The organism is Rubripirellula tenax (assembly GCF_007860125.1).
Lineage (GTDB): Bacteria > Planctomycetota > Planctomycetia > Pirellulales > Pirellulaceae > Rubripirellula > Rubripirellula tenax.
Genome location: NZ_SJPW01000002.1, coordinates 1,122,052 through 1,138,656, shown reverse-complemented (window position 1 = coordinate 1,138,656; position 16,605 = coordinate 1,122,052). Strand labels below are relative to the sequence as shown.

General features: G+C 57.6%; 15 protein-coding genes. 8 read left to right on the top strand and 7 right to left on the bottom strand.

What is annotated here, in order from left to right; translation table 11 throughout:
- Positions 1 to 14: 14 nt before the first annotated feature.
- The 4 genes from Poly51_RS09975 to Poly51_RS09960 all read right to left on the bottom strand — a co-directional run bounded on the left by Poly51_RS09975 (position 15) and on the right by Poly51_RS09960 (position 2,393).
- The gene (locus tag Poly51_RS09975; protein ID WP_146456795.1) at positions 15 to 566 is read right to left on the bottom strand and encodes a single-stranded DNA-binding protein; all 552 of its coding nucleotides are present in this window, start codon (positions 564 to 566) and stop codon (positions 15 to 17) included.
- A 58-nt stretch (positions 567 to 624) separates the two neighbouring features.
- Entirely contained in the window at positions 625 to 1,044 is a 420-nt protein-coding gene (rpsF, locus tag Poly51_RS09970) for a 30S ribosomal protein S6 (RefSeq protein ID WP_146456793.1), read from the bottom strand.
- Between the two features lie 82 nt (positions 1,045 to 1,126).
- Complete coding sequence (gene pth, locus Poly51_RS09965; protein WP_146456791.1) at positions 1,127 to 1,762, bottom strand: aminoacyl-tRNA hydrolase; 636 nt, start codon at positions 1,760 to 1,762, stop codon at positions 1,127 to 1,129.
- A 7-nt stretch (positions 1,763 to 1,769) separates the two neighbouring features.
- Positions 1,770 to 2,393 (bottom strand): 50S ribosomal protein L25, encoded by a 624-nt coding sequence (locus Poly51_RS09960; RefSeq protein WP_146456789.1) that lies wholly within the window; start codon positions 2,391 to 2,393, stop codon positions 1,770 to 1,772.
- A 288-nt stretch (positions 2,394 to 2,681) separates the two neighbouring features.
- Between Poly51_RS09960 and dapA the strand changes: the two genes are divergently transcribed.
- Positions 2,682 to 3,587, top strand: a complete 906-nt coding sequence (dapA, locus tag Poly51_RS09955; protein ID WP_146456787.1) for a 4-hydroxy-tetrahydrodipicolinate synthase — start codon at positions 2,682 to 2,684, stop codon at positions 3,585 to 3,587.
- A gap of 15 nt (positions 3,588 to 3,602) precedes the next feature.
- On the opposite strand, the gene Poly51_RS09950 is transcribed toward dapA, so the two are convergent.
- Entirely contained in the window at positions 3,603 to 4,076 is a 474-nt protein-coding gene (locus tag Poly51_RS09950; RefSeq protein ID WP_146456785.1) for a hypothetical protein, read from the bottom strand.
- 263 nt (positions 4,077 to 4,339) lie between these two features.
- Here Poly51_RS09950 and Poly51_RS09945 point away from each other — a divergent pair, with 263 nt between their 5' ends.
- The 4 genes from Poly51_RS09945 to Poly51_RS09930 all read left to right on the top strand — a co-directional run bounded on the left by Poly51_RS09945 (position 4,340) and on the right by Poly51_RS09930 (position 9,729).
- A complete protein-coding gene (locus tag Poly51_RS09945) occupies positions 4,340 to 4,732 on the top strand; it encodes a GntR family transcriptional regulator (RefSeq protein WP_146456783.1) in 393 nt (130 codons plus the stop codon).
- Complete coding sequence (locus tag Poly51_RS09940) at positions 4,729 to 5,673, top strand: ABC transporter ATP-binding protein (protein WP_146456781.1); 945 nt, start codon at positions 4,729 to 4,731, stop codon at positions 5,671 to 5,673. Before Poly51_RS09945 ends, Poly51_RS09940 begins: the two co-directional genes overlap by 4 nt.
- On the top strand, positions 5,666 to 7,369 hold the full coding sequence (locus tag Poly51_RS09935; RefSeq protein ID WP_146456779.1) for a hypothetical protein: 1,704 nt from the start codon (positions 5,666 to 5,668) through the stop codon (positions 7,367 to 7,369). Before Poly51_RS09940 ends, Poly51_RS09935 begins: the two co-directional genes overlap by 8 nt.
- 119 nt (positions 7,370 to 7,488) lie before the next feature.
- A complete protein-coding gene (locus tag Poly51_RS09930; protein ID WP_146456777.1) occupies positions 7,489 to 9,729 on the top strand; it encodes a DUF4190 domain-containing protein in 2,241 nt (746 codons plus the stop codon).
- A 169-nt stretch (positions 9,730 to 9,898) separates the two neighbouring features.
- On the opposite strand, the gene Poly51_RS09925 is transcribed toward Poly51_RS09930, so the two are convergent.
- Together Poly51_RS09925 and Poly51_RS09920 are read right to left on the bottom strand one after the other, a co-directional pair.
- Positions 9,899 to 11,224: an NTP/NDP exchange transporter gene (locus Poly51_RS09925; RefSeq protein WP_146456775.1), complete on the bottom strand. Its 1,326-nt coding sequence runs from the start codon at positions 11,222 to 11,224 to the stop codon at positions 9,899 to 9,901.
- Positions 11,225 to 11,282: 58 nt separating this feature from the next.
- On the bottom strand, positions 11,283 to 12,764 hold the full coding sequence (locus Poly51_RS09920; protein ID WP_186775445.1) for a sensor histidine kinase: 1,482 nt from the start codon (positions 12,762 to 12,764) through the stop codon (positions 11,283 to 11,285).
- A 279-nt stretch (positions 12,765 to 13,043) separates the two neighbouring features.
- Between Poly51_RS09920 and Poly51_RS09915 the strand changes: the two genes are divergently transcribed.
- From Poly51_RS09915 to Poly51_RS09905, 3 genes are read left to right on the top strand one after another with little or no spacing between them, the layout of a single operon-like run.
- Complete coding sequence (locus Poly51_RS09915; protein ID WP_146456771.1) at positions 13,044 to 14,093, top strand: sugar-binding protein; 1,050 nt, start codon at positions 13,044 to 13,046, stop codon at positions 14,091 to 14,093.
- Between the two features lie 5 nt (positions 14,094 to 14,098).
- Positions 14,099 to 15,604, top strand: a complete 1,506-nt coding sequence (locus tag Poly51_RS09910) for a sugar ABC transporter ATP-binding protein (protein WP_146456769.1) — start codon at positions 14,099 to 14,101, stop codon at positions 15,602 to 15,604.
- Positions 15,601 to 16,581 carry an ABC transporter permease gene (locus Poly51_RS09905; RefSeq protein WP_146456766.1) on the top strand — a complete coding sequence of 327 codons (981 nt, stop codon included), beginning with the start codon at positions 15,601 to 15,603 and terminating at the stop codon, positions 16,579 to 16,581. The genes Poly51_RS09910 and Poly51_RS09905 overlap by 4 nt, the downstream gene beginning before the upstream one ends.
- Positions 16,582 to 16,605: the final 24 nt, after the last annotated feature.

Below are 16,605 nucleotides of genomic sequence, written 5' to 3'. Positions count from 1 at the left end.
GATCTTGTCGAACGCTAAAACGGAATGTCTGGCTCGTCGTATCCTGGTCCGTCACCGGTGGGTTGTGCCGTTCGTTGCCCAGCGCTGGCCGGGTTGGCGGAGTCGCGGTTCTCGTTGGTTCGCGGCGTTGATGGGCGTTCGCTGTTGTTAGAGCCATGTCCGCCCTGGTCTTCGCTTCGCGTCGGTCGATTGGCTGGTTTGGACTGGCTGCCCGCTGGCCCGCCGCCACTGCTGTTGGGCCCGCCACCAAGCATCTGCATCCGCTCGCAAATGACTCTTAACTTACTTCGCTTTTGACCGTCGGTTTCCCAAGTGTCGAGTTTCAGTCGTCCTTCGATGAAGACTGGCGATCCCTTTCCAAGGTACTCGCTGGCCACTTCAGCCGTTCGCCCCCAAAACGTCACATCGACGAATGTGGTCTCTTCGACCCATTCACCGCTAGCTGATTTTCGACGGTCGTTGACCGCGACGGCATTTTCCATCACCGCTGTACCGCCAGGCGTGTACTTCAGCTCGATTTCTCGAGTCAAGTTCCCCATCAACATTACGCGGTTATAGCTGGCCATGGTTTGCTCTCGGATGGCGAAGAGGGTTTTGTGTCTCCTCGGCGATCGGTCTTAACGCCTACACTTCGACTTCGGAATCATCGTTTTCTGTGGCGTCTTCGGTTTCCTCTTCGGCCTGCTCAGCGGAGGATGCTGAAACGCGAATCGATTCGCCGCGGGCGTTGGCCAAAATCGGCTCGATCAACCGTGGTTCCAGCTTCAGCGTCATTTGGCGAAGCACTGGCTCGCACAATTGAAACGCGCGATCGATCTTCGGCAGGTTTGGGCCTTCCATTTCGAAGTACGTCAGCCAATAAGTACCTTTTTGGTGCTTATTGATCGGGTAAGCCAGCTTTTGTTCCATCCAAAGTCGGCTGACCAAAACGTCACCACCGGCTTCAGTGATGATGTCACTGATTTGGCTGGCAACGGTGCCTGGGTCGCGAGCATACAAGTTGCTGTCCAGGATCAGCAGCGTTTCGTAAGTGTTCTTAGCCACGTTCGGTCAATCTCTCTAAAACAGTTTTGGTCGTTAGACGTTAGGATTCTGTCGCTACGCTGTTCGAATTAGGTCCAGCGTATCAGGGACGTTTAGGTTCAGTGGTGGGCTTTTTTGATGTCCCGTTCGTTCGCTTCGTTTTGGTCTCTTTCTTCTCTTCCGCATTGTGCCGGTTCATCGCGATGGTGGCGCCATCGGTTGCCCAGCAAATCGCAGCTCGAGCGGCCACGGTGGCGGCATCCTCGATCGCTTCATTCTCTGTGCTCGAGAATCTCCCGAGTACATAATCGGTGACCTCCCAACCTTCGGGAGGCCGACCGATTCCTATCTTTAATCTCGCAAACTCATCTGTCTGTAAGTGGCGAATGGTATCTGCAAGCCCTTTCTGGCCGCCTGCCGATCCATTTGCTTTTAACCGAATCTTTCCGCATGGCAAGTTCAGGTCGTCGCAAACTACCAGCACATCTTTCGCTTCTAGCTTGTAAAAATCGAGCGCTTTACGGACGCTTTGGCCGCTCGCGTTCATGTAGGTTTGTGGCCAAAGCAGGGCCGCTTTCTCACCGCTGATCAAGGCCTCAGCCAGCAAGCCCTCAAACTTTACCTTCGATGGGCTGGCCGAAACCAGGCTTGCGACCTTATCTACCACGACAAACCCGATGTTGTGTCGCGTTTGGTCGTATTTGCGACCCGGATTGCCCAGCCCAACGATTAACTTCACCGACTCGTTACTCTTCGTCCTTCTCGCCACCCTTGGCGATGACTTCAGGCTCTGCGCCCATGTTCATTTCCGCTTCGTCGCTATCGGCCGATTTGCGTGGTTCTTCGACGTGGCAAACGACCGTGTCGCCTGGGGTTACCAACTCGGCTCCGGACGGCATTTCCAGGTCGGCAGCCGTCAAGTGGGCGCCCATCGCGAGTTCGGTGACGTCCAGGCCGATGTTTTCGGGAATCGAGCCGGCAGGGCAGCGAATTTCGACTTCGTGGAAGTTTTCCAGCAGCATTCCGCCGTCGCGAACGCCGACGCACTCGCCGTGAACACGAATCGGGATCGTTACTTCGACCAATTCCTTCAGGTTCACGCGAACCAGGTCCAGGTGCAAGACGTCGATGCCCATGGGATCCCAGTGAACGTCGCTGACCAAAGCTGTTTCTTTGCAATCGCCAGCCAGTTCGACCATCTTGCCGTGGTGACGCAGCAAAGTGCGGACTTGGGCCTCAGGAATGGCCAAGTGCTTGTTCGCTTCGCCGTGGCCGTAAAGGACCGCAGGAATCATGCCTGTGCGACGCAGACGCCGAGTGGCTGCCGAACCAACTTCATTGCGAGTTTCGACTTGAAATACGTCGGCCATCGATGCGTTACCTTAAGCTGTCAAAAGTGATAATGAATGGGTGTACGTTGCCGGCGATGGAAAATAGCGGCCACGTTTGGTGTGTTGGCGCGGTAATCGCAGCCAGGGATTTTCACACGAAGCGGGTAAGTATGGCGTAAGAAGCCGGTCACGCAAGCCCAAAGAGACGAACGAATTTCCCGTATTCCATGCTTTTCAGTTTCCGGGCTTTTCGGTCCTTTAGCAAAAACACTCGGGGCTGGTACACTTCGGCCCTGTCCTTCCAGTCCATTCGCAGTGAGAGTTTTCATGGCCCAACGCAAGGGTTCTGAGTTTGCCGGTCTGTCCGTCGCGATCATCACGCCATTCAATGGTGACGATGTGGATTATTCGCGGCTCCGCGAGCAGATTGAGTTTCAAATCGCTGCAGGCACCAACTGCATCGTTCCCGCCGGAACCACCGGGGAATCGCCGACGCTGTCGCACGACGAGCACGAGCGTGTCATCAGCGAGGTGATCCAGTGCGTGGCGGGCCGAGCCAAAGTGATGGCTGGCACGGGCAGCAACAGCACCGCCGAAGCCCTCCGGCTGACCCGGCGCGCCGCCAAAGAAGGCGCCGACGCGACCCTGCAAGTCGCTCCGTACTACAACAAGCCGACCCAAGAAGGTTTTTTTCAGCACTTCAAGGCGATCGCCGAAGACGTCGACATTCCGGTCTGTGTCTACAATATCCCCGGCCGAACGGGCAAGGAAATTGACGTCGAAACGATTCAGCGACTTTCGCACTTGGCCGGCATCACGATGGTCAAGGAAGCCACCGGCAAGTTGGACCAGTGCTCGGCGATCCTGGGCACGACCGATTTGACCGTGCTGTCGGGCGACGATTCATTGACGCTGCCGATGATGAGCGTCGGCGCCGAAGGTGTCATCTCTGTCGTCGGTAACTTGGCGCCGACCCCGATGATCGAGCTGGTCGCGGCAGCCGCAGCAGGTGATTTCGCCACGGCTCAGAAGCTGCACCACCGGATGTTCGCTTTGTGCAGCAACATGCTGGGGATCGCCACCAATCCGATTCCGGTCAAGGCGGCGATGCAAATGGTGGGTCGCGACAGCGGCGAGCTGCGATTGCCGATGACGCCGCTGAATGAACAGGAAGCCCAGCGCCTTCGCGAGACGCTGTTCGCCTTCGGTTTGCAAGAAGCCGCCTCGGTCTAACAACGGGTCGGTGGCCTAATTCGGACGCGACTGCTTCAAGAAATCTTGGACGGTTTCGGTTTGAGGCTCTTGTGCCGGCGCGGGCGTGAACAACGACCGGAAGAACCCTGGTTTGGGCTCTTCGTCGATCGATTCGGTTCGTGATGATGCCGGAAAGAAGTTGACGGGGTTCAGTTTTTGAGGGTTGAAGACTTCTTTGGTCTTGGCCCAACTGGTCGAAGCCGATTTTTTCACTTCCGCAAACAGCCCATCTTTCTTTTCTACGATCCGGGCTTTCTCTTCCTGGCCCGGCAGCATGCTCTTGAAATTGGGCATCTTCCAGTTTGCGGGATTCAGGTTGCTGAACATGCCGGCCATTGGCGAAGCAGGCTCGGCGCCGAATTCGGGAGCCATGTCTTGCGCAGTGGCCGACATCGATAGGCCGATCACCAAGGCGATGGCCGCGGCGGATCGAAAGATCGGCCGAAAGGATAGTGGTGGACGGTTCATGAGGTGGGTACTCCTGCGATTCGTTGAATGGTCGCTTGAAGCCAAGTTGGCGGCGCGCCCGTTGCGGTCGCGACGATGTCGGTGATTCGTTGCTTTGGGCTATCGCAAGATCGGACCAGGTGGGGCAACCCCATTTGCCGAAAAAGGCAAAATCTTCCAGTTGCACGCGTGAAACGCCGGCAATGTGGCGCAGTTGCTTTCAAAAATGACTTGACATCCGCATCGGGCTTGTTGTATCAATGAATTAACACAACAGGTCAGTCATGCAGATCCACCTCAATTCCGACGGCGTCCCGATCTATCAACAGATCGTCGATCAGATCCGCAATCGCATCGTCACCGGCGGCTTGAACGCCGGCGACGAACTTCCGGCGATGCGAACTCTGGCGGAAACGCTGCAGGTCAACCCGAACACCGTCGCTCGTGCCTATCGTGAGCTGGAGGTCGAAGGTCTGGTCGAAAAACGACGGACCACCGGCACGTTCGTCGCCGAGTTGACCCAGCGCCGCAGCGTCGCCGAGCGGCGTCGGATGCTGGAAAGGCACTTGGACAATCTGATCATCCAATCCCGTCACCTCGGTTTCCAGCTTGATGACGTTGTCGAGCTGCTAGCCAAACGCGACTCCCAAATTTCGAATGATGGAGAACGTTCATGACTGATGCGATCCAACCGCCCTCTTTCGTCGAAACCGCGGCCGTCGAAGTGACCGGACTGAGCCGTTCCTTTCGCGGAAAGGTTGCACTGGACGAAGTGAGCATGGTGGTTCCCTCGGGCACCATCTTTGGTCTGGTGGGACTCAACGGCGCCGGTAAGACGACGTTGATCCGGCACTTGATCGGCTCGCTGAAAGCCACCCACGGCCGTGTTCGTGTGCTTGGCGATGATCCGGTCGCCGACCCTGAAGGCGTTTTGAAACGCATCGGGTATTTGACCGAAGAGGATTCGCTTCCCAAGTGGATTCGCGTGGGCGAGTTGATCGATTTCACTCGCGCGCTCTATCCCACATGGGACGAAGCCTATGCGGCCCAGCTTTGCGATCTGTTTTCGCTGTCTCGATCGACCAAGTTGAGCTCGCTGTCGAAGGGCGGTCGGGCCCGCGCAGGTTTGTTGGTCGCGATCGCTCATCGGCCGGAGCTGTTGATCTTGGACGAGCCGTCCAGCGGCTTGGACCCGATCGCCCGACGTGACATTTTGGAAGCCATCATCCGAACGATCAACGACGACGGTCGAACGGTTCTGTTTTCCAGCCACCTGCTCGACGAAGTCGATCGCGTGTGTGACCACGTGGCGTTGATGCATGACGGTCGCATCATTGAAACGACGACGTCGAACGATCTGTCGGCCAGCTACATCGAGATCGTTTTCCGCAACCGCGTACCGACGATTGCGAAACCCCAGTTCGATGGCGTATTCGGGTGGCAGGCCAGCGGCGATGAGTGGTCGGCGGTCGTCAAGTCCGATGCATTTGACCGCAACGTGTTCGCATCCACTTACGAGCTGATCGAGACGCGGCCGTTGTCGCTGGAACGCTGGTTTGCGGCCCGCGTCAGTCGCAGCGCCGCCGATGCTGCCAAAGAGGAACTCGCAAATGTCTGAAGCACTCGCGCTCACGCGATTGGCGATCTCTCGCAGTCGCACGCCTGCACTCTGTTTGATCGCGATCATCGTTATCGGAACTTCCATTGGTGCGATGTTGGAATTGATTCTTCGCGACGGCACGCGGACTGACTTGCCGTGGTTGGGTGTGTTGATGGTTTGGAGTTTCCTGCCGGCCGGTTTCGCCACCTTTGTGCTGTTTGACTTCAGCAGCGGCAAGAGCGTCGGTTTGATCGACAGCAACTGTGACCGGTTCATCCTGCGAAGTCCCATCCAGTCGTGGAAGATCGCGATGGTGCCGCTGGTGCTGAAGACGCTTTGGATCAGCATTTTGTGGCTGATCTTCGTAACGTTCATTCGCTACGCGACCGCGGAACCCGTTCCGCGATTGATTCCCTGCTTTGCGTTTTCGGCGGTCGCGATCTGGGCGATGGCAGTCGCGTGGCGGCCGATGCAGTGGCCTTGGCTCCGGTTCGTCATTTTGCCATTCGCCGCCGTCGCTTCGTACGGTGTTTTGATTCTGTATGTGAACTCATTGAATATCCAATTCGTTCGATGGCGATTGGCCGCGTTTTGGTTCAGCACCATTTTTACGATCGTTAATTTTGTCTTCGCCGCTTTCGCAGCCCTGCGAGCCATCGAGCTTGCTCGGACTTCGCCCGATGGAATCATTCCAGCGGTTGCGAAGCGTTCAACGGGTGCGAAAGCGAAATGGTGGTCGTACTGGATGGATGGGGCCGATCAGCGTCGTGACTTCACTCGTCCGATCCGAGCGCTGGCGTGGTACGAGTTCGCCGGAACACGCGATCGATTGACGCGGACGATCACTTGGATGGTGATTCCGTCGATCTTGTTGCTGACGCTCGTGTTTCCGCTGCACGCTGTTTCTGTCACCTTCGCAGTCGTCGGGTTCGCCGTGTGGGGCGGCGTTGCCGTCAGCGGTGCCAATATGGTGGACACTGAGGGCTCGTCGATGTTGTCGCCGTTTCTGGGGCCGATTCCGATGACAGATGCGGCTATCGCTTGGACACGTTTCGCGGTCTCGATCGCGATGATGATGGCGATCTTCTCTTGCCTTTCCATCGTGTTTGTCGGTTGGTCAGCTTGGCCATCGAACCGACAGATTTGGTTTGAGTGGGCTTTGACGCAGGCCGAGTCGTTGGGGGGTCGCGATCAATGGTTTTCGATCGGCGTTCGCCTATCGACGATGATCGTGGTCACGGTTTCTGCGGCCATTCTGGGGTCAACCGCAGGTCTCGCCTGGACATCGATGGCTGGACGAGACTGGCTTGCCATCGCCGTCGTCGCCGGGGTCACCATCGTCGGGTTGGGTATGGTGGGCTGGTTCGCGATGTGGTTCGCACGGCAAACCGATTGGGATACGACCATGGCTAAGCTGCGCGAAATGAGTCACTGGATTGCACCGGTGATCATCACGATGTTGGTTGCCAAAGCGGTGGCCGCCACATGGGTCGCGGTCGCGCTGGTGCGAGCAAACTTCGCCAGCACCGGCGCCGCGGCGTTGATCACCATCGGCTGGCTGTTGCCGGTCGCGTTGGTCGGTACGGTGTTGGCGTTCTGCAATCCGTTTGCCGCGATCCAAACATGGCACTGTGTCGCATTCGCCATATGGGTTTTCCCGCTGTCAGGAATCCTGGGGATGCCGATCGCGATGTCGTACAACCGACACCGATAGTTTGCCGTCCGAGAATTCGCGGGGCTGGTGAACGCCATTCGGAAACGGGATGCGGATATGCTGTCGAGCGACTCGGTCATCGTCACTCGGTTTTGCCATCGGCGTTCAGGAGGCTGTAGATGCCTTATTGCGGAGCATGTAATTCGTTCATTCTTGGCGGCGGAAAATCCGAAGGCGGCAAACGCTACTGCAACGCCAAATGCCTCGAAGTCGGGCGGACGATCAACTATGTCGGCGATATTCCTGACGACATCATTTCGAAACGCGCTTGGCAAATGCGCGACGCGGCGTGCGCCCGGTGCGGTGGTCCAGGCCCGTTGGATTTCCACGGCGGCCAACAGGTGATCAGCGTCATCATCTTGACCTGGACGACGGACGCGACCGTTTTCGGTTGTCACCGTTGTGGCAAGAACGCCGCGATCAAGGCAACGGTCACAACGCTGTTTGCCGGTTGGTGGGGTTTTCCGTGGGGGCTGATCATGACACCGATTGTTTTGGTGACCAACACGGTGGCGCTGCTGCAATCGACGCCTCCGGGACCATCGGCGAGATTGCTGGACGCGGCGAAAATGGACATGGCGGCGCAACTGCGCCAGCGTGTCGAGTCGGACGCCGAGGAGGAAGCCTATATGGGTGTTGAAGCGACGGCTTCGTCACCGACCGTCCGAGCTTTCGCGGCCGCGCCAAATTCTGGCCATCCACTCGCCCGCCCGATGCCTGCGCTGGTGACCGTCGCGCCCGCGTCGCCGTCTAGCTTGGCGATCACCAGTCTGGTCTTTGGCGTTCTTTCGATCTTCGCGTTTTGTTTGATGGGTTTGTCGTTGGTGACGTCGATCGTCGCCGTCGTCACCGGGCACATGGCGATGAATCGAATTAAGAATTCGGGCGGTCGGCTAACCGGCGACGGGTTGGCATTGACGGGGCTGATTATCGGCTACGTGATGCTGCTGTTGTCGGCGATTTGGGTCACGGTTCTGGTCATCAGTTTCATGCAGCCGGCACGTCGCATGCCCGCATTTCCGCAACCAGAAATGCCAGAAATGCTAGAAAAGATGGGAAAGATGGGAAAGATGGAAAAGATGGAACCCGAGTTGCCGTCACGCGACGCTTTGCAGCCCCCACGCCCAAGCGTTCTTCCGGTCGAATCAACGTCGCCACCGGCGAACTTCGGAAACGTCCCGGTCGTGCCGCCAAACCAATTTTCCCCCAACCAATTTCCACCCGGGTATATGCCACCGGGATACGCGCCGCCCAGCTATACACCGCCTCCGTTTCAACCCAATCCGTTTCAGCCGATGCCGGAGTTGCCGCCCACCGATTCGCTGCGGCGACCGGCCATCAATCCGTTCGAACCGACGAACCGTACCCCGCCTTCGCCTGATCCGTCTTCTCGCCGACCAACGTCTCGCCCCGAATCACGGGCAACCAATCGCAATGACGAAGGGTTGGATGCCGACGTCGTTTACTCATTTGCCGATATGGGTTGGTCCGTCAAGTCGCTCGCGTTCTCGCCTGACAAGCGGTTCCTGGTGGCCGGCAAGATGGATGCGAAGTTGTTGATCTTCGACTTGGTCAACGGCAAGCAAATTGTCGAGATTGATGATTTGCGAGACGACCTTGGTCAGGTTACCGCCGTTGCTTTTTCGCCAGACGGCAAGCGGGTGATCGCGGCGGGTTACAAGGGTACGATCGCTACATGGCAGATGGACGAATCGGGCCAACTAACCGATCGTCAATTCATCGCCGGTCATTCCGACGAAGTGCAATCGTTGTCGATCAGCCCGACGTCGACGTACATGATGTCGGGGTCCTCGCGCGGGCAATTGGTGTGGCAACCCGTGGCGCAAAATGGAACGGTCAGCTTCCGAAAACTCAATGCGTTTCCCAAATCGGTGATGGCGATTCACTTGCCCAGCAAGGGATTGGAAGCGTTGGCGACCGACGGGCAATCGGTCGTTACCGTGGACTTAAAAAACGCTACCGAAATCCACCGAACGGAAATGCGACGCGGGCGTCCCCAAGCAGTCGCGTTCTCGCCCGACGGTGGCCGGGTGGCGATCACCAGCGGTTATGCGATCGACGTTTTCGATACCGCGACGCGGGCGAATGTGATGAAGATCGACACCGACCACGAAATCCAGTGGAGCATTGGATTCATGCCCGACGGAAAACGGATCTACTCGGGTGGCCGTGGACAGGTGACCCTTTGGGACGCAATCAGCGGCGAACCCATCAAACGATTGAATGTCGGAGGAAACCTATACATCAAGGCGATCGCCATCTCTGACGATATGCAGTGGCTGGCCACGATTCCCGATTCCGCGGGTCAAACGTTGCGTGTCATTCGGATACCACAATGACCACGTTCATGGGTGCATCCGTTCGGCGCCGCCTTTGATGCCGCCCAGCATCGTTGGGAAACCGAAAAACAGCCCCTTGGGACGAAAGCGGGCCGTTTGGATGACTCGTGATGTCATCTCGTCGATGGGCAATCTTCGGTCGCCGAAGCAGTCCTTCGCAAACTGGTTTTCAGCTCTGTTCGCTCGACTGTTCGACAAGGGGTTGCTGCTGGTCCTGCCGTTCCTTTTGCTGCTTCCCCAACCGCATCGCCACGTAGGCCCAGATGCCGACGGCGGGCAGCACTGCCAAGTTAAGTGCCGCGAAGCTGAATCCGATCGCGCGCAGCGAACCGAATATCTGTCCAGACATCGCGTCGCCGCCGCGCATCACCACCGTATCGATGAAGCTCTTGGACTTGTATTTCTCTTCACGGCTGACGACGGTAAACAAGACTTCTCGCGCCGGTACCGTGATGCCATACCCCGTTGCCCGCGTGGCTATCATGGTGACCATCAAGGTTGCCAATGTCGGATGGAACGCAAGCGATGCGAAGCCAACCGCATAGACGATCGGCAGGATGACTAACGTAACCGCAACGCCGAATCGTCGTAGGATCACGCTCGACAACAGTGCCTGAGTCAGCAGCGTTAGCACTTGGGCACCGAGATCCAAGTGAGCGAACAGTTGCGTCCGCTCTTCCTTCGTTTCGATCGTTGCGTTGACGATTTCAGCTTGTTCAAAATACAGCTGCGTCCCGCAAGCCTGGGCGCACAACAGAAACACGCAAATCGTCGCCAGATAGCGTGACTGAAAAACCTGAGTGATGCCGCTCATCAATCCGCCGCCGGTCGGCTTGTCATCACCAGCGGGGGCGTAGCGATCGGGGGAAAGCGGTCGCTTCGCAATCTGTTTTTCCAATCGCCACGCGCACGCCAAACCGACTTCCAGCATCACGATCGGAATCAGTAGCAGCCAACTGGTCGACAGCACACCGGCAAGCCGGCTGGTGATGATTGAACCGGTGATCGCGCCAGCGGTGCCGCCAGCCGCGACCAGTCCGAACAGTCGCTTGCCTTGCTCGCTAGTGAACAGGTCCGCTAACACGCTCCAGAAAACACTGGTGGCAAAAAAGGCGAAGACGTTGACCCAGACAAAGAAGGCGCGAGCCGTCCAGACTTGCGTGCTTTCGTGATCGATTCGCATCAACACAAAAAACGCGAACAGGCACGCTGCGAAAAAGTGAAAGACAACCCTCACCAACCATCGTCGGGGAAGCCTCGCCACCAACGCCGAGTAAATCGGTACGGCGACCAGCATGGCGACGAACGTGACCGCCATCAAACCCTGAAGCTGGCGCGTACCACCGATACTGCCCATCGTTTCACGGACGGGGCGAACGATCAGATAGCCCAGCAAAATAAAGAAGAACCACGCCGTCGCCCAAACGACCGACGACATCTCGCCGGGACGGATGCGGTCAGCGATTCGAGCAGCAAGGGATTCGGTATCAGGCATGGCCGATCATAACGAATCGATACCATCGTGAACCAGCGAGGTTCGGCTCCGACGAGCGCTAGGCGTTCGGTCGCAAGCTGCGGGCTTGTGCGCGAATTCGATGGGTCTGTCCTCGCATTTGTTCGCCCAGTCGTCGCAGTTCGACGTCCAACCTCACCGCGGCGGATTCTGAATGGACAATCGGTGACGAGCCCAGGCGGACTTCGTTTTGATCCGAAACGCGTGATGACGTCGATGCCGCCAACGATTCGCGGACCATCAGATCGGCGATCCGCGATTCGGTTCGCCGCTCGTCGATGGGAATCATTTGCGGAGCCGACCAAGCCATCCGCACGCCACCGATTTCTGCGCTGGCAGCGCTGGTGATCGACGTGATCCGATTGTCAATTCCGTGGGCATCACAGTCCAAAACCCACACCCATCGCCGCGTGTCGGTACGGTACACCAATTCGTACATTTGCAAATGTGACTGCAACAATTGGTCAAATGCGTCGGCCGCCTCGCGAGACACCGTTGCGCCCAACGTCACCACTCCGGCCGCCAAGCGGTCTTCGCAACGTGGCTTGGTCGTTTCGTGTGAGATCTCGATCGCCACCGACGGTGGATCCAGTCGGACGCGATTCTCGCCGCCGACCGGTTGTATTTCAGCCGCCGATCGAACGGCGCGAACGCCCGTGCGTTGGACGGGTTTTTGCAACGGACCCTGTTGGGCGATGCGCGCGGCGACACGAAAGCGTGACCACGCCGATGCGACGGATCGAGGGCCCGACGCTGGCGTTAAGAAACTGACTTCGGTGCCGACGCCCAAACGCGATCGAATTTGTAGGGGGGAAAAATGGACAGCAGCCAGTTGCCGACAAATCGAGAGTCCCAAGCCCTCGCCTCCGGCGAAGGAGACTTGCCGATCAGCGATCAGGTTGATGTCTCTTTCGCTGATTCCGACACCTTGATCGATCACGGTCCAGCAAATCGTCTCGTCGCTTTTCGCTCGCATCAAACGAATCAAAATGCAAGTGCCTTCGCGGCTGGCCCGAATGGCATTGGTGACCAGGTTGACGATCAATCGTCGGATCATCGATTGGTCGGCAAAGACAACCGAGGCTTCTTCATCGGCTAAATCCCAAAGCACATCGATGTTGCGAGGTTCTGCCCAAGGTCGGATCGATTCATCGACAAGTCGACGAATTTGGCTGATGCCGACCCAACTCCGGTTGGCTCGGGGCGTACCGGTTCTCAGGCGTTCTAATTGCACCATCTCTCCAATCATTTGATCGATGCAGTTGCATTGGTCGATCGCGGCGGACAAGCAGTCTTGTTGGCCTGGGGCGATCGAGCCGAGGTCGCCATCGCGAACCAACCGGATCGCTTCACGCACCGATGTTAGTGGCGCAAGCAAGTCGTGAGCGGTTTCGCTGATCACGCGAGCCGCCGCATCGGTTTCATTGGGCGACGCAGATTGTGCGAGCATCTGCTCCATGCCGGGGCGACGATGCGAGCGAGCCAAGCCGAGGCGTCCGGTGGATGGTTGCGATGTGGCCAATTCAAACTCTCCTGCGATGCATACTGGGACGAAAGTCGTCGTTATCGATCTCATCGTCCATCGGCATCCAAGCCCAAAGCCTTTCCGGTCACGTTCAACCGCGATCGTCGCGAATCGCGTCGCAAATAGGCGATGCATGGGTCGTGCGGGCAGTAACGGTGTGAGTGCGACGGCATGGTGAGCGACGGCGATTGGCTGGGTCCTGATGCTTGCGACGCGCTGCGGCCCCACCTAAACTCTGTTCCATCGGACTAACCGCTACTCTCATCAAAGCAGACCATGAAACGATTCCTGGCCGTTTGCGCAATCGCATTCTCCGCGACCTTGTTCGGCTTTGCCGGTTGTAGCTCTTCGTCAACGGATTCGAAGCCGGGAACCGCGGGCGTGACGGCGGATCGTCCGTCGGTGGCATACGTCACCAATGGTGTCGCGTCTTTCTGGGTCATTGCCGAATCGGGTGTCCGCCAAGCCGGTGAAGAGTTCGGCGCCGATGTGGATGTGTTGATGCCGGCCGAAGGCATTGGTGACCAAAAGCGAATGATCGAAGATTTGATCACCAAGGGCACCGATGGGATCGCGATCAGTCCCATCGATCCGGACAACCAAACCGAACTGATCAACGAAGCGGCGAAGTACTCACACGTCATCACCCACGACAGCGATGCGCCCGCATCCAATCGCGAATGTTACATCGGGATGGACAACTATTTGGCAGGTCGCATGTGTGGACAACTGATTGCCGAAGCGTTGCCCGACGGCGGCAAGGTAGCAATCTTTGTTGGTCGGCTTGAACAAGACAACGCGCGTCGTCGTCGCCAAGGCGTGATCGACGAAATTCTGGGACGCAGCGAGGACTCGTCGCGTTTTGATCCTCCGGACGCCGAAATTAAAGAAGGCAAATGGCACCTGGTCGGCACGTTCACCGACCAATTCGACCGCGCCCAAGGCAAAGCGAACGCCGAAGATGCGATGTCTCGGCACAGCGATCTGGTCTGCATGGTGGGACTGTTTGCCTATAACCCGCCGCTGATGTTGGAAGCGCTTGGACAAGCCGGCAAATTGGGAAAGATCAAGGTCATCGCCTTCGACGAGGCCGACGAAACTCTGAAAGGGATCGTCGACGGCCACGTGCACGGAACCATTGTGCAAAATCCCTTCGAGTACGGTCGTCAATCGGTCCGGGTGCTGGCGGGACTGACCCAAGGCAAGTCGTTGGCCGAGTTGGAAATTCCCGAGAACGGATTCTTGAACATTCCCGCACGTCAAATTCGACGTGACAACGTGGACGAGTATTGGGCCGAGTTGAAAAAGAACCTGGGTGAAGAGTGATCCCGGTGACCGGTCCATCGGAAACGCGGCTCGAAGTCCGAAACATCACCAAGCGTTTCGCCGGAGTGACGGCGCTGGCGGATGTGTCGCTCGATTTTCGTCCGGGTGAAGTTCACGCGGTCATCGGCGAAAACGGTGCTGGCAAAAGCACGATGATGAAAATTTTGGCCGGTGTGCAACCACCCGACGAGGGCCAGGTTTTGGTCGACGGACAACCGGTCGTCATCGATTCGGTCGAAACGGCGTTGGACCAGGGCATCGCGCTGATCCACCAAGAATTGAACCTGGCCGACAATCTGGACGTCGGCGCCAATATCTTCCTCGGCCGCGAACCGACTCGCTTCGGACTGATCGATTTTCGACGGATCGAGAACGAGTCTCGCAAATTCTTGTCGATGGTGGGGCTAGAGATCGAGCCGCGCACCTTGGTCCGCGATCTGACGATCGGGTTGCAACAATTGGTCGAGATCGCCAAAGCGTTGTCCGTCGACGCTGGCGTGTTGATCATGGACGAACCGACCAGCAGTCTGTCCCAGCACGAAGCCGAGGCTCTCTTCAAAGTCATCGAAAATCTGCGCGGTCGCGGCGTGACGGTCATCTACATTTCGCACCGCTTGCGAGAGATTCAGCGTCTGGCGGATCGAGTCAGCGTGCTTCGTGACGGCCAAAACGCCGGCGGACTCCAACGCGACGAAATCAATCATGATGCGATGGTATCGCGGATGGTCGGTCGTGATATTTCTCAGTTCTATGCTCGAACCGAGCACCCGATCGGGACCCCCGTGCTTCGCGTCAACGGTTTGCGAACACTCATGTGGCCCAAGCATTCGTCAAGCTTCGAAATTCGCGCCGGCGAGATGGTCGGTTTGGCGGGCCTGGTCGGTGCCGGACGAACGGAAACGCTGCGTGCGATCTTTGGTGTGGACCGCCCGGTCGCGGGTACGGTTTCGGTGGATGGAGTGACGGTTGCGCCGATGAATTGTCGCGGTGCGATCGATGCGGGGATGGCGCTGGTGCCCGAGGATCGAAAGACGGAAGGCTTGATTTTGGAATCAGGCATCCGAACCAACGTCGGTTTACCGGGACTGGCACGCCACCAAGGTTTCGGCGGATGGATGAACCGGCATCAAGAACGCGTTGATTCGGACAAGATGATTGCGGAAATGAACATCAAAGCGGCCAACGATCGATTGGCGGTTCAGTTTCTGTCGGGCGGGAATCAACAGAAGGTCGTGATCGGCAAATGGTTGTCGATGAATCCGAAAGTGCTATTGATGGACGAACCGACTCGCGGTGTCGACATCGGCGCCAAGCAAGAAATTTATCGGTTAATGGAAGAGTTGGCTCAGCGTGGTGTGGCGATCCTGTTCGTCAGCAGTGAAATGGAAGAAGTGATGTCGATGTCCGACCGCATGTTGGTGATGCACGAAGGCCGCATCACCGGCGAACTGACTCGCGACCGATTCGACGAAGAAACGATCATGCAATTGGCGACTGGCAGCAACTCATGAAAAAAATACTCGGCATCCTCGGGCTTCTGATCTTCATCTGTGTGATGACGGCGCTGATGAGCGATCGGTTTTTGACCCAGTACAACATCGAGAATCTGCTCCGACGCAGCGCTCTGTTCGGTATTTTGTCGATCGGTGCGGCGTTCGTCATCATCACCGCGGGAATCGACCTTTCAATCGGGTCGATGGTCTGTTTGGTCGGTTGCCTGTTGCCGTGGATGTTGGTCGACCAAGGATTTTCGGTTCCCGTGACATTGGCGATCGTGGCGGCGCTATCGATTGGCATTGGGATACTGCATGGCACGCTGATCACCAAGCTAAAGCTGCAGCCGTTTGTGGTGACTTTGTGCGGCTTGCTGTTCTATCGCGGACTGACCCGTGGGATCGTCCAGGATCAAACCCAAGGATTCAAAGGCGACTATCAATCCCTGCGATGGTTGTCGCAGGGTCAAATCAGCTTGCCGGGGACCGATTTTGGCATCCCGATGCCGTGCGTGATTTTGTTGGTGATCGCGGTGCTGGCGATTCTGCTTTTGAACTTCACGGTCTACGGTCGCTACATGCTGGCGCTGGGACGCAACGAAACGGCGACGCGGCTAAGCGGCATCAATACCGATCGCATCACGGTGTTAGCCTACGTGATTTGTGCGGGGCTTAGCGGTTTGGGGGGGATGTTGTTTGTGCTCGACGTGGGCAGCGCTCAGCCAGTCGACTTTGGGAACTTTTACGAACTCTATGCGATCGCCGGCGCGGTTCTGGGTGGCTGTTCGCTTCGCGGCGGCGAGGGAACGATCATCGGTGTGGTGATTGGCGCGGCGGTGATGCAGGTCCTGAAGAATACGATCACCCTGGTCGATTGGATTCCCACCAACATTGAATACGCCGTCATCGGCGCCGTGATTCTGGGCGGCGTGGTTGCGGATGAAGCCGTCAAACGCTATGCAGCCAAACGGGCGGCGGCGGGCCGAGCAACCTAGGCGTTCCCGCATTCCCGCGTAGTC

Excerpts from the sequence above, each read along its gene's own strand:
- Poly51_RS09935 (WP_146456779.1), top strand. The coding sequence starts at position 5,666 with ATGTCTGAAGCACTCGCGCTCACGCGATTGGCGATCTCTCGCAGTCGC.
- dapA (WP_146456787.1), top strand. The coding sequence starts at position 2,682 with ATGGCCCAACGCAAGGGTTCTGAGTTTGCCGGTCTGTCCGTCGCGATC.
- Poly51_RS09960 (WP_146456789.1), bottom strand. The coding sequence starts at position 2,393 with ATGGCCGACGTATTTCAAGTCGAAACTCGCAATGAAGTTGGTTCGGCA.
- Poly51_RS09950 (WP_146456785.1), bottom strand. The coding sequence starts at position 4,076 with ATGAACCGTCCACCACTATCCTTTCGGCCGATCTTTCGATCCGCCGCG.
- Poly51_RS09930 (WP_146456777.1), top strand. The coding sequence starts at position 7,489 with ATGCCTTATTGCGGAGCATGTAATTCGTTCATTCTTGGCGGCGGAAAA.
- Poly51_RS09940 (WP_146456781.1), top strand. The coding sequence starts at position 4,729 with ATGACTGATGCGATCCAACCGCCCTCTTTCGTCGAAACCGCGGCCGTC.
- Poly51_RS09975 (WP_146456795.1), bottom strand. The coding sequence starts at position 566 with ATGGCCAGCTATAACCGCGTAATGTTGATGGGGAACTTGACTCGAGAA.
- Poly51_RS09915 (WP_146456771.1), top strand. The coding sequence starts at position 13,044 with ATGAAACGATTCCTGGCCGTTTGCGCAATCGCATTCTCCGCGACCTTG.
- Poly51_RS09905 (WP_146456766.1), top strand. The coding sequence starts at position 15,601 with ATGAAAAAAATACTCGGCATCCTCGGGCTTCTGATCTTCATCTGTGTG.
- Poly51_RS09945 (WP_146456783.1), top strand. The coding sequence starts at position 4,340 with ATGCAGATCCACCTCAATTCCGACGGCGTCCCGATCTATCAACAGATC.
- Poly51_RS09925 (WP_146456775.1), bottom strand. The coding sequence starts at position 11,224 with ATGCCTGATACCGAATCCCTTGCTGCTCGAATCGCTGACCGCATCCGT.